Below are 14,190 nucleotides of genomic sequence, written 5' to 3' on the forward strand. Positions count from 1 at the left end.
GACCTGGGTGGGGACGTCGGTGCGGCTGCCTAGGATGGGCGGCGATGAGCGGCCTCTTCGACCACCTCCCCTTCGACGACCCGGTCCCCTCGATGAGCGCGGCCGCGGCCAGCGGGCACGCGGACACGCACCGGGGCGACGGGTCCGTCGACGACCGCGGTGTGCCCGCCTGGGCGGTGTCCGGCGACGCGCCGCCCGCCGGGCCGGGACCGGGCCGCGGCCCCTCCGGGCCCACCGTCGAGGAGCTGCTCGCCGGGCTCAACGAGCCCCAGGCGGAGGCGGTGCGCCACGAGGGGAGCCCGCTGCTCATCGTGGCCGGCGCGGGCTCGGGCAAGACCCGGGTGCTCACCCACCGCATCGCCTACCTGCTGGGCGAGCGGCACGTCCACCCCGGGCAGATCCTCGCGATCACCTTCACCAACAAGGCGGCGGCCGAGATGCGCGAGCGCGTCGAGGCGCTCGTCGGCCCCCGGGCCAAGGCGATGTGGGTCTCGACCTTCCACTCCGCGTGCGTACGCATCCTGCGCCGGGAGGCCCAGACCGCCGGGCTGCGCAGCTCGTTCTCCATCTACGACGCGGCCGACAGCCAGCGCCTGATGGGGATGGTCATCCGTGACCTCGACCTGGATCCGAAGCGCTACCCGGCCCGGGCCTTCCTGGCCAAGGTCTCGAACGCCAAGAACGAGCTCATCGACGAGGAGGCCTTCGCCGCCACCGTCGGCGCCAACAGCTACGAGGCCAAGGTGGCCGAGGCCTACGCGATGTACCAGCGGCGGCTCCGTGCGGCCAACGCCCTGGACTTCGACGACATCATCTCCACCACGGTCCACCTGCTGCGCGCCTTCCCGGCCGTGCGCGAGCACTACCGGCGGCGGTTCCGGCACGTCATGGTCGACGAGTACCAGGACACCAACCACGCCCAGTACGCCCTGGTCCGCGAGCTCGTCGGGTTCGCCGGGGACATCGTCGACGGGGGCAGCCGCGAGCTGCCGCCGGCCGAGCTGTGCGTCGTCGGCGACGCCGACCAGTCGATCTACGCCTTCCGGGGCGCGACCATCCGCAACATCGTCGAGTTCGAGCAGGACTACCCGCAGGCCCGCACCATCCTGCTCGAGCAGAACTACCGCTCCACCAGCACCATCCTCACCGCGGCCAACGCCGTCATCGCCCGCAACCCGCGGCGCCGCGACAAGCGCCTGTGGACCGACCAGGGGGAGGGCCACCGGATCGTCGGCTACGTCGCCGACAGCGAGCACGACGAGGCCTCCTTCGTGGCCCGCCGCATCGACGAGCTCGCCGACGAGCGGGGCGTCCGACCCGGTGACGTCGCGGTGTTCTACCGCACCAACGCCCAGTCCCGCGCGCTGGAGGAGGTGCTGGTCCGCACCGGGCTGCCCTACAAGGTCGTCGGGGGCACCCGCTTCTACGAGCGCCGGGAGGTCAAGGACGCCCTGGCCTACCTGCGGGTCCTCGCCAACCCCGCCGACGACGTCAACCTCAGGCGCATCCTCAACACCCCCAAGCGGGGCATCGGCGACCGCGCGGTGGCCGCCGTCACCGCGCTGGCCGAGCGCGAGCGCATACCGTTCGTCGCCGCCCTGGGCCGGGCGGGTGACGCGCCGGGCATCGCCTCGCGCTCGGTCGTCGCGATCTCCGGGTTCACGGCGCTGCTCGAGGAGCTCGGCGACCTCGCCGCCGAGGAGGGGTCGGGGATCGGTGCGCTGCTCGAGGCGATCCTGGACCGCACCGGGTACCTCGCCGAGCTCCGCGCGAGCCACGACCCCCAGGACGAGACGCGGGTGGAGAACCTCACCGAGCTCGTCACCGTCGCCCGCGAGTTCGACGACAACTACCCGGAAGGGGGGCTGGTCGACTTCCTCGAGCAGGTCTCGCTGGTCGCCGACGCCGACGAGATCCCCGAGGGCTCGGCCGAGGGCGAGGCGGGCCGGGCGCAGGACCAGGGCGTCGTCACGCTGATGACGCTGCACACCGCCAAGGGCCTGGAGTTCCCGGTGGTCTTCCTCACCGGCCTCGAGGACGGCACGTTCCCCCACCAGCGCAGCCTCGACGACCCGGACGAGCTCGAGGAGGAGCGACGGCTGGCCTACGTCGGGATCACCCGGGCGCGAGAGCAGCTGCACCTGTCCCGGGCCGGCAGCCGGGCGGCCTTCGGCGCGCCGCAGTGGTTCCCCGCCTCCCGCTTCCTCGACGAGATCCCCGACGACCTCGTCACCTGGGAGCGCACCGACGCCGACCGGATGAGCATGGGCGGTCGTCGGTCGGCCGCCGAGGGGATAGGCCTGAGCTGGTCCGGTGGGTATGCCGGGGGCCGCGGAGGGCCGACCGGCGGACGTCCGGCGGCGGTCCGGCTCGACCCGCGCGGCAGCGTGCCGAGGCGCGACCGCACCCCGGAGCAGGAGACCGAGCTGGCCGGCCTGGCCGCCGGCGACAAGGTGAGCCACGACAGCTTCGGCATGGGCACGGTGGTGCTCGTGGAGGGGACCGGCAAGCACGCGATGGCGCACGTGGACTTCGGCGAGGCCGGACTCAAGCGGCTGCTGGTGCGGGTGGCTCCGCTGGTCAAGCTCTGAGACGGCCTGCGATAGTCTGCCTCGCAGTGCCGCCGACGGTGCCCCTTGCGTGCGGTCGTGCGGTGACCACCGGCAGGCCGGAGCTCCTCCGGCCCTCATCGACAGACGGGAACCGCAACTGTGGATCTGTTCGAGTACCAGGCACGTGACCTCTTCGAGAAGCACGGGGTGCCCGTGCTCGCCGCCGAGGTGGTCACCGACGCGGCCGACGCCGGTCCGGCGGCCGAGCGCGTCGGCGCCGACAGCGGCGGGGTCGTGGTCGTCAAGGCCCAGGTCAAGGTCGGGGGGCGGGGCAAGGCCGGTGGAGTCAAGCTCGCCCGAAGCCCGCAGGAGGCCGTGGAGGCCGCCGAGCAGATCCTCGGCATGGACATCAAGGGCCACACCGTCGGTGCCGTGATGATCGCCCAGGGGGCCAGGATCGCCGAGGAGTACTACTTCTCCCTCCTCCTGGACCGCACCAACCGTTCCCTGCTCGCGATGTGCAGCAAGGAGGGCGGGGTCGACATCGAGACCCTCGCCGAGGAGCGGCCCGAGGCCCTGGCCCGGGTGGCCGTCGACGCCCGGACCGGCATCGACGACGCCACGGCTCGTCACATCCTCGAGGAGGCCGGCTTCGACACCGCCGACGTGGACGCCATCGCCCCCGCCCTGGTCCGCCTCTGGGACGTCTACCAGGGCGAGGACGCCACGCTGGTCGAGGTCAACCCGATGGTGAAGACCGAGGACGGCCAGGTGCTGGCCCTCGACGGCAAGGTCACCCTGGACGACAACGCCGACTTCCGGCACGAGGACCACGCCGCGCTCGCGGACACGGCGGCCGCCGACCCGCTGGAGGCCAAGGCCAAGGAGATGGGCCTCAACTACGTCAAGCTGGACGGCAACGTCGGCATCATCGGCAACGGCGCGGGCCTGGTCATGTCCACGCTCGACGTGGTCGCCTACGCCGGCGAGGAGCACACCGCCGGCCGCGCCAAGCCGGCCAACTTCCTGGACATCGGGGGCGGCGCCTCGGCCGAGGTCATGTCGAACGGGCTGGACGTCATCCTGGGCGACGACCAGGTGCGGTCCGTCTTCGTCAACGTCTTCGGCGGCATCACCGCCTGCGACGCGGTCGCCACCGGCATCGTCTCGGCGCTGGAGATCCTCGGGGACGAGGCCACCAAGCCGCTCGTGGTCCGGCTCGACGGCAACAACGTCGAGGAGGGGCGCGCCATCCTCGCCCGGGCCGACCACCCGCTGGTGACCATCGAGGACACCATGGACGGCGCCGCCCGGCGGGCCGCCGAGCTGGCCGCGAACTGACCCTGACGACACGACATACCGAAGGAATCTAGAGACCACCATGGCGATCTTCCTCACCCACGACTCCAGCGTCATCGTCCAGGGCATGACCGGCTCGGAGGGCATGAAGCACACGCAGCGCATGCTGCGCTCGGGCACCCAGGTCGTCGGCGGCGTCAACCCGCGCAAGGCCGGGCAGACCGTCGACTTCGAGGACGGCGTGCAGGTGCCGGTCTTCGGCTCCGTCGCCGAGGCGATGGAGGCCACCGGCGCGGACGTGTCCGTCCTCTTCGTGCCGCCCGCCTTCACCAAGGCCGCGGTCGTCGAGGCGGTGGACGCGGGCATGCCGCTGGCCGTCGTCATCACCGAGGGCGTACCGGTCCAGGACACGGCCGAGTTCTTCGCCTACGCGCAGGCCAAGGGCACCACCCGCATCATCGGCCCCAACTGCCCCGGGCTCATCAGCCCTGAGCAGTCCAACGCCGGCATCATCCCGGCCGACATCACCGGCCCCGGCCGGATCGGCCTGGTGTCCAAGTCGGGCACCCTGACCTACCAGATGATGTACGAGCTGCGCGAGATCGGTTTCTCCACGGCCGTCGGCATCGGTGGCGACCCCATCATCGGCACCACGCACATCGACTGCCTGCAGGCCTTCCAGGACGACCCGGACACCGACGCGATCGTCATGATCGGGGAGATCGGGGGAGACGCCGAGGAGCGGGCCGCCGACTACATCAAGGAGCACGTCACCAAGCCGGTCGTCGGCTACGTCGCCGGGTTCACCGCGCCGGAGGGCAAGACCATGGGCCACGCCGGTGCCATCGTCAGCGGGTCCTCCGGCACGGCCGCGGCCAAGAAGGAGGCCTTGGAGGCCGCCGGGGTCAAGGTCGGCAAGACCCCGTCCGAGACCGCCGAGCTCATGCGGGAGATCGTCGCGGGCCTGGGCTGAGCCCGGGCGAGCGCCGGTCCGACCGGACTGCCCGCGTCGGACCGGCGCGCCTCCGCACGCCGCTGCCTGCCGTCCCCGACCATGGTGGGGATGACTGTGGTGGAGCGGACGAGCGGCAGAAGGTCCCCGGAGGCGGCGCACGAGGGTGTGCCCGGGCGGGGGCCCGTCCTGACCGTCCGACGGCTCGGTGAGCTGCTCGGCGCCGCGACGGCCGGGGTCGTCTGCGTGCTCGTGGGGCTGCTCGTCGTGGTCCTGCCCACCGTGCTGGCCTGGGTCGTCGAGGAGCGCAGCACGGCGACGTTCTGGCAGACGGTCGGGGTGGGGGTCGACGTCTGGGCGCTCGCGCACCGCGCGAGCATCAGCACCCCCGCGGCCGAGGTGGTCCTGGCGCCGCTGCTGCTCACGCTGCTCTTCCTCGGGCTCTGCTGGTATGCCGCACGCCAGGTCGTCCTGAGCCGGCACCACCTCACCGCGCGGGTCCCGCGGATCGGTGGCTGGCGGACGGCGTGGAGCGCGCTCGGCGGCTCCGACGGCACGGCCTTCGTCGTCGGCTACCTCCTCACCGGCCTGCTCGTCGCCCACACCGCGAGCTTCGGGCTCGCGCCGGTGCGGCTGCTCACGCTCGTCCCGGGCGCCGTGCTCGTGCCGCTGGTGGCTCTCGGGCTGGTGTGGCTGGGCGAGCACCGCCGGGAGGAGCACCCCACCGTCGGGGCCGGGCTGGCCTTCCTCGAGGCGCGCACGCCGGTCCTGGTGCGCCGCGCCCTCCCGCCGGTCGCCGAGGTCCTGGTCGGGCTGGTCACCGTCGCGCTGCTCCTCGTGCTGGGGCTGCTGGTGCTGCGCGGCGAGCGGATCGTCACCCTCTACGGCTCGTTGGACGCCGGACTGGTCGGCACGTCGCTGCTCACGGTCGGCCAACTCCTGGCGCTGCCCAACCTCATGGTCTGGGCACTGGCCTGGATGACCGGATCGGGGGTCACCGTCGGCACCGTCCACGTGGGGTGGACCGACACCACCGCGGGCGACCTGCCCATGCTGCCGGTGCTGGGCGCGCTGCCCGAGCCGGGGGCCATGCCGCCCGGGATGTGGGCCCTGGCGCTGGTCCCCCTGGTCGCCGGGGGCTGGATCGGCTACCGCGCCGTCGGCTCGGCCTCCCGGTTGGCCTCCTGGTGGACGAAGGCGCAGATCATGCTGGCCTCCTGCGTGGCCGTCGCGGGTGTCGTCCTGGTGCTGTCCTGGCTGGCGACAGGTGGGCTCACGCCGGGTCTGCTGGGGACGGTCGGCGTCGAGCCGTGGCGGGTGTCCGGGATGCTGCTGCTCGAGCTGGCGACGGGCGGTCTGGTGGTCGTCACCGCGCTGCACCTGAGCCGGCGCCGGCTGCGGAGCCGCCGGTGAGCCCGGCCGGTCACCGGTGAGCGGGCTGCCCCGACCCCGCGTGGTGGCCCTCGTCTCGGGCAGCGGCACCCTCCTGGAGGCGGTGCTCGAGGCGTGCACCGACCCCGCCTACGCCGTGGACGTCGTGGCCGTGGGCGCCGACCGGGACGGGATCGAGGGGTTGGCGCGGGCGCGCCGGCGCGGTCTGCCGACCTTCGTCGAGCCGGTGAGCGCCCACCCGGACCGGGAGGCGTGGGACGTCGCGCTGGCCGGTCGGATCGGTGCCCACCACCCCGACCTCGTGCTCAGCGCGGGGTTCATGCGGATCCTGGGCCCGGCCGTGCTGGCCGCCCACCGCGTCGTCAACACCCACCCCGCGCTGCTGCCCTCGTTCCCGGGGGCGCACGCGGTCCGGGACGCCCTCGCCCACGGCGTCAGGGTCAGCGGATGCACCCTCCACGAGGTCGACGCCGGTGTCGACACCGGCCGGATCCTCGACCAGCGCGCCGTGCCGGTGCTGGCCGGCGACACCGAGGAGAGCCTGCACGAGCGGATCAAGGTCGCCGAGCGGGAGATGCTCGTCGCGGCCCTACCCGGGCTGGCGCGCGTGCACCCGCTCGATGACGCCTAGCGTCGTCCGCTGCGACTCCACCACCTGCAGGCCGAGGGCGGCCAGCCGGGTCGCGGGGCGTCGCCCCAGGTGCTCGCCGGCCAGCGGCACGGTGGCCACGTCCACCAGCGCCTGCGGCGCCCGCACCCACCAGCGGTCGGAGGCCACGTGGTCGGCCAGCAGCAGCGACCCGCCGGGTCCCAGCACGCGGACCATCTCCGCGAGGGCAGCCCCGAGGTCGGGCACGCAGCACAGGGTGAAGGTCGAGACGACCGTGTCCACGGAGGCGTCGTCGACGGCGAGGGCGCCCGCGTCGCCCAGCACGAAGGTCGCCGGCCGGCCGACCTCGGCCGCCCGCCGCCGGGCCCGCTCGAGCATGGGGGCGCTGCGCTCGAGGCACACGAGGTCGACGCCGGCCGGGTAGAAGGCCAGGTTCGCCCCGGTCCCCACCCCGACCTCGAGCACGCGCCCGTGGGCGCGCCCCGCCACCCAGGGGCGGCTGGCCGCGAGGAAGCGGCGTTCCACGCCGGCCGACACCTCGTCGTAGCGGCCGGCGAGCCGGTCCCAGTGCCGTGCGTGCCGTGCGTCCTGTGCGTCCACGTCCCGAACCTACGCCCGGGGGCGTGGTCACTCGCGGCTAGACTGGGGCCACACGACTGGCGCGGGTGGGACACCACCGGGGAGTGCACGCGTGGGTATCGCCCGCCTGGGTGCCCGCACCGTCCGTCCGGGCGCCGGAACCGGCTGCCCGGCCCGCACCAGAGGAGCGATCCGCGTGAGCACCCCGACCCCCTCCAGCGACACCCCGCCCGACGAGCGCCGGCCGGTCCGTCGCGCCCTCGTCTCGGTCTACGACAAGACCGGCCTCGACGAGCTCGTCACCGGCCTGGCCGAGGCCGGCGTGGCCCTGGTCTCCACCGGCGGGTCGGCCGCCCGCATCGAGAGCCTCGGCCTCCCGGTCACCCGCGTGGAGGAGCTCACCGGCTTCCCCGAGTGCCTCGACGGCCGGGTCAAGACCCTGCACCCGCGGGTGCACGCCGGGCTGCTGGCGGACACGACCAACCCCGAGCACGTGCGGCAGCTGGACGAGCTCGGCGTCGAGGGCTTCGACCTGGTCGTCGGCAACCTCTACCCGTTCGCCGACACGGTGGCCTCCGGGGCCGACGAGGAGGCCTGCGTCGAGCAGATCGACATCGGCGGGCCCTCCATGGTCCGTGCCGCCGCCAAGAACCACCGCAGCGTCGCCGTCGTCACCAGCCCCACGGCATACCCGGAGGTGCTGGGCGCGCTCGCCGCCGGCGGGTTCACCCTCGCGCAGCGCCGGCGGCTCGCCGCCGCCGCCTTCGTGCACACGGCGACCTACGACGTGCACGTCGCGTCGTGGATGGGCAACGCGCTCGCCGACAGCGGTGACGGAACCGGCTTCCCCGCCTGGATGGGAGCGACCTGGGACCGGGCGGCGGTGCTGCGCTACGGCGAGAACCCGCACCAGCGGGCCGCGCTCTACGCCGACGGCCACGCGACCGGACCCGGCCTGGCCCAGGCCGAGCAGCTGGGCGGCAAGGAGATGTCCTTCAACAACTACGTCGACGCCGACGCCGCCCGCCGCGCCGCGCACGACCACGGCGACCAGCCGACCGTGGCGATCATCAAGCACGCGAACCCGTGCGGGATCGCCGTCGGGACCGATGTCGCCGACGCCCACGCCAAGGCGCACGCCTGCGACCCGGTCTCCGCCTTCGGCGGGATCGTCGCGACCAACCGCCCGGTGAGCCAGCAGATGGCCCGGCAGGTCGCCGACGTCTTCACCGAGGTCGTCGTGGCGCCGGACTTCGAGCCGGCGGCCCTGGAGCTGCTGCGCACGAAGAAGAACCTGCGGCTGCTCCGGGTCGCGCCGCCGCGGACCGGCGGGACCGAGACCCGCCCCATCTCCGGAGGGCTGCTCGTGCAGGAGGTCGACGCCGTGGACGCGCAGGTGGACGATGGTGGTGACGACGCCGCCCGCTGGCGCCTGGTGGCCGGCGACCCCGCCGACGACGCGACCCTCGCCGACCTGCAGTTCGCCTGGCGGGCGGTACGGGCCACCCGCTCCAACGCGATCCTGCTGGCCGACGCCGGCGCGTCGGTCGGGGTCGGCATGGGCCAGGTCAACCGGGTGGACTCCTGCCAGCTGGCGGTGCGCCGCGCGGGGGAGCGGGCGGCCGGGTCGGTCGCGTCCTCCGACGCGTTCTTCCCCTTCGCCGACGGGCTCCAGGTGCTGCTCGACGCCGGGGTGCGGGCAGTGGTCGCCCCGGGTGGGTCGATCCGGGACGAGGAGGTCGTCGCCGCGGCCGGGCGTGCGGGGGTGACGATGTACTTCACCGGCACCCGGCACTTTGCCCACTGACCTCGCCGAGGAGTCCTCGGCCGGGGCAGGCCCCCTGGTGACGACCCTCCTGCCGCTGCTCGCGGCCGGTGGCTGCGGGGCGGGGCTGCCGGTGCAGTCCCGGGTCAACGGGGTGCTCTCGGAGCAGGTGGGGGCGCTCCCGGCGGCCACGCTGTCCTTCGGCAGCGGGCTGGTCGTGCTCACGCTGCTGCTGGCGCTCGCCCCGTTGCGCCGGCGCGCCGCGGCCGTGTGGGTGGCGGTGCGGTCCGGGGGGCTGCGGCGCTGGCAGGTGGTCGGTGGTGTCGGGGGTGCGCTGCTCGTCGCCAGCCAGACGTATGCCGTGCCGCTGGTCGGGGTGACCGCCTTCCTCGTCGCCGTGATCGGCGGGCAGTCGGTCAGCGCGCTGCTCGTGGACCGCGCCGGTCTCGGCCCGGGACCCGCGCAGCCGTGGCGGGCCGGTCGGGTGGGGGCGGCCGCGCTCGCCGTGGTCGGGGTGGCGGTCGCTGCCACGGCCCGGCCGCAGGAGGACGGTGCCGCGGCCGGTGCGGGCGTGGGGTTCGCTGTGGCGCTCGTCCTGGTCTGCGCCGCCGGCGCGCTCACCTCGGTGCAGCAGGCGCTCAACGGCGTGGTGACCACCGTGAGCAGGGCGCCGGTCGCGACCGCGTGGGTCAACTTCCTCACCGGGACGCTGACCCTGGTGCTCATCGGGCTGGTGGCCTCGCTCGCCGGCGGGGTGCGACCGAGTGCCGTGGACGCCGGGCTGCCCTGGTGGGCGTGGACCGGAGGGGTCATGGGCATCGTCTTCATCGCCCTCGCGGCCTACGCGGTGCAGCACCTGCCCGTCCTCGTCTTCGCCCTGGTCACGATCACGACCCAGCTGCTGGTGGGCGTGCTGCTCGACGCCCTGGACCCGGTGGGTCGTGCGGCCCTCGGCCCCCAGCTGCTCCTCGGCGTCGCCCTGGCGCTCACGGCCTCGGTCTGGGCCGCGCTTGCCCGACCCGCCCGACGTCGGCGCGCGTCCTCGCCCGCGGTGGTCGCGCACCGGTAGGCTCCCCGCCATGGCGACTCTCGTGATCACGGTCATCGGCGACGACCGCCCCGGCCTGGTCGCCGTGCTGGCCGACGTGGTGGCCGAGCACGGCGGGAGCTGGGAGCGCAGCCAGCTGGCCGAGCTCGCCGGTAAGTTCGCCGGCATCGTCACCGTGGACGTCCCCGACAGCCGGTCCCGGTCCCTGGCCGAGGCCCTGGGGGGTCTCGGGGGGGTGCTGGAGACGACCGTGCACCTCGTGGGGGAGGACGAGTTAGTCGCCACCGCCCCGGCGGGCCCCGAGGGGGACCTGCTGCACCTGGACCTGGTGGGCAACGACCGCCCCGGCATCGTCAAGGAGATCACCGGCATCCTGGCGGAGCACGAGGTGTCCGTGGAGGACCTCCAGACGAAGGTCGTGCCGGCCCCGCAGGCCGGCGGTGACCTCTTCGCCGCCAAGGTGCGCCTGCGTGCGCCGGCCGACACCGACCTGTCGGCCCTGCGGCGGGCCCTGGAGGAGCTGGCCGCCGAGCTCCTCGTGGACATCAGCCTCGACGCCGAGGACCAGACGGAGTGGGAGTGAGCCCCGTCGCCCGCACGTCCCTAGACTCGACGCCATGACCGCGACGATCCTCGACGGCAAGGCCGTGCACGCGACGATCCAGGACGAGCTGCGCACCCGGGTCGAGGCCCTGGCCCGGCGGGGGGTCGTGCCCGGCCTGGCCACCGTCCTCGTGGGCGAGGACCCGGCCAGCCGCTGGTACGTCGGGGCCAAGCACAAGGACTGCGCCGCGATCGGCATCACCTCGGTGCGGCGCGAGCTGCCCGCCGGCTCCGGCCTCGCCGACGTCCTGTCCACCGTCGACGAGCTCAACGCCGATCCCGCGGTGACCGCCTTCCTGGTCCAGCAGCCCACGGGCCTGGACGAGTTCGCCATCCTCTCCCGGGTCGACCCGGCCAAGGACGTCGACGGGCTGCATCCGCAGAACCTCGGAGCCCTCGTGCTGGGCGAGCCGGCGCCGCTGCCGTGCACCCCCGTGGGGTGCGTGGAGCTGCTGCGTCGCTTCGACGTGCCGATCGCCGGTGCCGAGGTCGTCGTGGTGGGGCGTGGCCTCACCGTCGGACGGCCCCTGGGCCTCATCCTCACGCGGCGCAGCGAGAACGCGACGGTGACCCTATGCCATACCGGCACGCGGGACCTCGCCGCACACACGCGGAGGGCCGACATCGTCATCTCGGCGGCCGGCGTGCCCGACATGATCACCCCGGACATGGTCAAGCCGGGTGCGGCCGTGATGGACGTGGGCGTCGCCCGTCGGGACGGCAAGATCGCCGGCGACGTGCACCGGGACGTCGCGGAGGTGGCCGGCTGGTTGACCCCGAACCCCGGCGGCGTGGGCCCCATGACGCGGGCGATGCTGCTGAGCAATGTCGTGGAGGCCGCGGAACGCACCCTCGACGCGGCGTGATGGGCAGCGCGCCGGGGGAGGAGCTGCGGCGGGAGTCCGGCGCCGCGACGCAGCCGCTGGGTGCCTGGTGGGTCGGGGTGCTCGGCCTGGTGGTCTCCGGCGTGCTGCTGACCTCGTCGAACCTGCGCGCCTACGGCTACGCCCTCGGTGCCACCCTGGGCGTGCTCGCCCTGCTGCGGGCGTTCCTGCCGCCCGGCCGGGCGGGCGGCCTGGAGGTGCGCAGCCGGCTCACCGACGTCGCGACACTGCTCCTGCTGGGCACGGCGACGGTGACCGTCGCCGCGACCCTGCGCCTGGGCTGAGCCACGGCCGCCGGCGTCCCGTTCTCTGCTCCGGCCACGGCATACCGGTATGCCGTGGCGCCCGGGCCGGTGAGGACTAGACGAGGCCGAGCTGGGTGACCGCAGCCTTCTCCTCGGACAGCTCGGCCACCGTGGCGTCGATGCGGCCCCGGGAGAACTCGTCGATGTCCAGGCCCTGGACGATTTCGTAGGACCCGTCGCGGGTCGTCACGGGGAAGGAGCTGATGAGACCCTCCTCGACGCCGTACGAGCCGTCGGAGCGCACGGCCATCGACACCCAGTCGCCCTCCGGCGAGCCGCGCAGCCAGTCCCGGGCGTGGTCGATGGTGGCCGACGCCGCGGAGGCGGCCGAGGAGGAGCCGCGGGCCTCGATGATGGCCGCGCCACGCTTGGCGACGGTGGGGATGAAGGTGTCCTCGATCCACTGCTGGTCGCCCACGGCCTCGGCGGCGTTGCGGCCGCCGACCTGGGCGTGGAAGAGATCGGGGTACTGGGTGGCGCTGTGGTTGCCCCAGATCGTCATGTGCGAGACGTCGGTGACGGGGGCGCCGACCTTGGCCGCGAGCTGGGCGATCGCCCGGTTGTGGTCCAGCCGGGTCAGGGCGGAGAAGCGCTCGGTCGGGATGTCGGGGGCGTTGCTCATCGCGATGAGGGCGTTGGTGTTGGCCGGGTTGCCGGTGACCGTGATCCGCACGTCGTCGGCGGCGTGGCTGTTGAGGGCCTTGCCCTGGGCGGTGAAGATGGCGCCGTTGGCCTCGAGCAGGTCGCCGCGCTCCATCCCCTTGGTGCGAGGGCGGGCGCCGACGAGCAGCGCCACGTTGACGCCGTCGAAGACGACGTCGGCGTCGTCACCGGTCTGGACGTCGGTGAGCAGCGGGAAGGCGCAGTCGTCCAGCTCCATGACGACGCCCTCCAGGGCACCCAGCGCCGGGGTGATCTCGAGCAGCCGCAGCTCGACGGGGGTGTCCGGGCCCAGCAGCTCGCCGGAGGCGATGCGGAAGAGCAGGCTGTAGCCGATCTGACCGGCAGCTCCGGTGACGGCGACCTTGACGGGAGTGTTCACGAGCGGGGACCTTCCTTCGGGTGCAGATGGACTGGCGCCGTGCACGCACGGTGCCGGGCAGCGCCGAGCCGCCGAACGGCTGATGCGAGCGACGCTAGCACCCTGCGCGCAGGCCACCGCGTCCGAGTGGCCGGGCGCAGCGGTCGTGGGCTACGGTGCGCGGGCACGACGGCCGTCGCGTGCGGGGCGCCCTCCCCGCCCGGCCGCAGGAACGGAGTGGACCATGGGACTCATCGACCGGATCAGAGGGGCGTTGCGCGGCCGGCGCCCCGGCGCGTCCGGCGCCGTCGCAGGCCGTGAGGCCGAGCCCGAGCGCCAGCACCCGGCGGCCACCCCCGACGACGCCGCCCCGGCGGCCACCCACCGGCACGCCGCACCCGCGGCCGAGCCGGACGGGGCGGCGCACTCCGCCGGACGTCATCCCACGGCCACGGTGCAGCCCGGCGACACCTTGGCCGACCTCGCGGCCCGGCACGGCGTCGACGAGGACGGCATCGTCCGCCTCAACGGCATCCCGGACCCGGAGCTGATCTTCGCGGGCCAGGTCTTCCGACTGCCCCGCGACGCGGGCTGACCGAGGACCCGGGCGGGGTCACCCGCCGGTCAGCGGATGGTCGGTGCGCGTGCGCCACATCCCGTCCCCGTCGTGGGCGTAGAGCCGGACGACGTCCGCGGTGAAGGTGCAGCTGAACGCCGCGAGGTCGTTGAACGCACGGTCCATGGCGGGGCCAGGAAGGTCGTGCGCCAGCGTGACGTGCGGGTGGTAGGGGAAGTCGACCCGGCGCTGCACCGGCCCCGACCTCACCTCCTGCTCGAGCAGCTCGCAGGAGGCGACCCCCTTGGCCACCTGGACGAAGACGACGTCGGACACGGGGCGGAACGTCCCGGTGCCGCGTAGCAGGACCTCGAAGGCCGCGTGCGAGTCGGCCACCCGGCTCAGGTGCGCGTCGAGGTCGTCGGCCACGCCCGGCGCGACCTCGGTCGGCGGCAGCAGGGTGATGTGGGTGGGGATCCGCGCCGCCCGCTCCTCGCCGTAGCCGATCCGCAGGCGCTGGAGGTGGTCTCCCCACGGCTCCGGGACAGGGATGGCCACGCCGACCACGGCCGGGTCGACCACGGGGTCGGACGAGGTGCCGATGGTCATCGGCCCACCCTACTC

General features: G+C 74.1%; 14 protein-coding genes. 11 read left to right on the forward strand and 3 right to left on the reverse strand.

All coding sequences use genetic code 11. From position 1 onward, the window contains the following. The first annotated feature begins 44 nt into the window (after window positions 1-44). The 5 genes from pcrA (at window position 45) to purN (ending at window position 6,826) form a co-directional block, all read left to right on the forward strand. Complete coding sequence (gene pcrA / locus Q0795_RS13455) at window positions 45-2,591, forward strand: DNA helicase PcrA (protein ID WP_298890431.1); 2,547 nt, start codon at window positions 45-47, stop codon at window positions 2,589-2,591. Between the two features lie 120 nt (window positions 2,592-2,711). Further along, a complete protein-coding gene (sucC, locus tag Q0795_RS13460; protein ID WP_298890433.1) occupies window positions 2,712-3,893 on the forward strand; it encodes an ADP-forming succinate--CoA ligase subunit beta in 1,182 nt (393 codons plus the stop codon). A 40-nt stretch (window positions 3,894-3,933) separates the two neighbouring features. Then, window positions 3,934-4,824 (forward strand): succinate--CoA ligase subunit alpha, encoded by an 891-nt coding sequence (gene sucD / locus Q0795_RS13465; RefSeq protein WP_298890435.1) that lies wholly within the window; start codon window positions 3,934-3,936, stop codon window positions 4,822-4,824. Between the two features lie 90 nt (window positions 4,825-4,914). Further along, window positions 4,915-6,216: a DUF6350 family protein gene (locus Q0795_RS13470; protein WP_298890436.1), complete on the forward strand. Its 1,302-nt coding sequence runs from the start codon at window positions 4,915-4,917 to the stop codon at window positions 6,214-6,216. Between the two features lie 25 nt (window positions 6,217-6,241). Then, a complete protein-coding gene (purN, locus tag Q0795_RS13475; protein ID WP_298890606.1) occupies window positions 6,242-6,826 on the forward strand; it encodes a phosphoribosylglycinamide formyltransferase in 585 nt (194 codons plus the stop codon). Here purN and Q0795_RS13480 read toward each other — a convergent pair. Beyond that, a complete protein-coding gene (locus Q0795_RS13480) occupies window positions 6,785-7,405 on the reverse strand; it encodes a methyltransferase domain-containing protein (protein ID WP_298890437.1) in 621 nt (206 codons plus the stop codon). The two genes, purN and Q0795_RS13480, sit on opposite strands and share 42 nt — an antisense overlap. A 175-nt stretch (window positions 7,406-7,580) precedes the next feature. On the opposite strand from Q0795_RS13480, the gene purH reads away from it, so the two are divergent. From purH to Q0795_RS13505, 5 genes are read left to right on the forward strand one after another with little or no spacing between them, the layout of a single operon-like run. Further along, window positions 7,581-9,191, forward strand: a complete 1,611-nt coding sequence (purH, locus tag Q0795_RS13485) for a bifunctional phosphoribosylaminoimidazolecarboxamide formyltransferase/IMP cyclohydrolase (RefSeq protein WP_298890438.1) — start codon at window positions 7,581-7,583, stop codon at window positions 9,189-9,191. A 37-nt stretch (window positions 9,192-9,228) separates the two neighbouring features. Then, on the forward strand, window positions 9,229-10,218 hold the full coding sequence (locus Q0795_RS13490; RefSeq protein ID WP_298890439.1) for a DMT family transporter: 990 nt from the start codon (window positions 9,229-9,231) through the stop codon (window positions 10,216-10,218). 10 nt (window positions 10,219-10,228) lie between these two features. Further along, the gene (locus Q0795_RS13495) at window positions 10,229-10,780 is read left to right on the forward strand and encodes an ACT domain-containing protein (RefSeq protein ID WP_298890440.1); all 552 of its coding nucleotides are present in this window, start codon (window positions 10,229-10,231) and stop codon (window positions 10,778-10,780) included. Between the two features lie 34 nt (window positions 10,781-10,814). Continuing rightward, a complete protein-coding gene (locus Q0795_RS13500; protein ID WP_298890441.1) occupies window positions 10,815-11,666 on the forward strand; it encodes a bifunctional methylenetetrahydrofolate dehydrogenase/methenyltetrahydrofolate cyclohydrolase in 852 nt (283 codons plus the stop codon). Further along, entirely contained in the window at window positions 11,666-11,968 is a 303-nt protein-coding gene (locus Q0795_RS13505) for a DUF3017 domain-containing protein (RefSeq protein WP_298890608.1), read from the forward strand. The genes Q0795_RS13500 and Q0795_RS13505 overlap by 1 nt, the downstream gene beginning before the upstream one ends. A 76-nt stretch (window positions 11,969-12,044) precedes the next feature. Here Q0795_RS13505 and Q0795_RS13510 read toward each other — a convergent pair whose 3' ends face one another. Beyond that, entirely contained in the window at window positions 12,045-13,031 is a 987-nt protein-coding gene (locus Q0795_RS13510) for a malate dehydrogenase (RefSeq protein WP_298890443.1), read from the reverse strand. Between the two features lie 223 nt (window positions 13,032-13,254). Here Q0795_RS13510 and Q0795_RS13515 point away from each other — a divergent pair, with 223 nt between their 5' ends. Next, entirely contained in the window at window positions 13,255-13,605 is a 351-nt protein-coding gene (locus tag Q0795_RS13515; protein ID WP_298890444.1) for a LysM domain-containing protein, read from the forward strand. An 18-nt stretch (window positions 13,606-13,623) separates the two neighbouring features. On the opposite strand, the gene Q0795_RS13520 is transcribed toward Q0795_RS13515, so the two are convergent. Next, entirely contained in the window at window positions 13,624-14,175 is a 552-nt protein-coding gene (locus Q0795_RS13520) for a 2'-5' RNA ligase family protein (protein WP_298890445.1), read from the reverse strand. Window positions 14,176-14,190: the final 15 nt, after the last annotated feature.

The organism is uncultured Serinicoccus sp., from assembly GCF_947487915.1.
In the GTDB taxonomy this organism is placed as follows: domain Bacteria; phylum Actinomycetota; class Actinomycetes; order Actinomycetales; family Dermatophilaceae; genus Ornithinicoccus.

Bases quoted from the DNA above. Each gene is read 5' to 3' on its own strand.
- pcrA (WP_298890431.1), top strand. From the start codon at position 45: ATGAGCGGCCTCTTCGACCACCTCCCCTTCGACGACCCGGTCCCCTCG.
- sucD (WP_298890435.1), top strand. From the start codon at position 3,934: ATGGCGATCTTCCTCACCCACGACTCCAGCGTCATCGTCCAGGGCATG.
- Q0795_RS13470 (WP_298890436.1), top strand. From the start codon at position 4,915: ATGACTGTGGTGGAGCGGACGAGCGGCAGAAGGTCCCCGGAGGCGGCG.
- Q0795_RS13495 (WP_298890440.1), top strand. From the start codon at position 10,229: ATGGCGACTCTCGTGATCACGGTCATCGGCGACGACCGCCCCGGCCTG.
- Q0795_RS13500 (WP_298890441.1), top strand. From the start codon at position 10,815: ATGACCGCGACGATCCTCGACGGCAAGGCCGTGCACGCGACGATCCAG.
- Q0795_RS13505 (WP_298890608.1), top strand. From the start codon at position 11,666: ATGGGCAGCGCGCCGGGGGAGGAGCTGCGGCGGGAGTCCGGCGCCGCG.
- Q0795_RS13515 (WP_298890444.1), top strand. From the start codon at position 13,255: ATGGGACTCATCGACCGGATCAGAGGGGCGTTGCGCGGCCGGCGCCCC.
- Q0795_RS13520 (WP_298890445.1), bottom strand. From the start codon at position 14,175: ATGACCATCGGCACCTCGTCCGACCCCGTGGTCGACCCGGCCGTGGTC.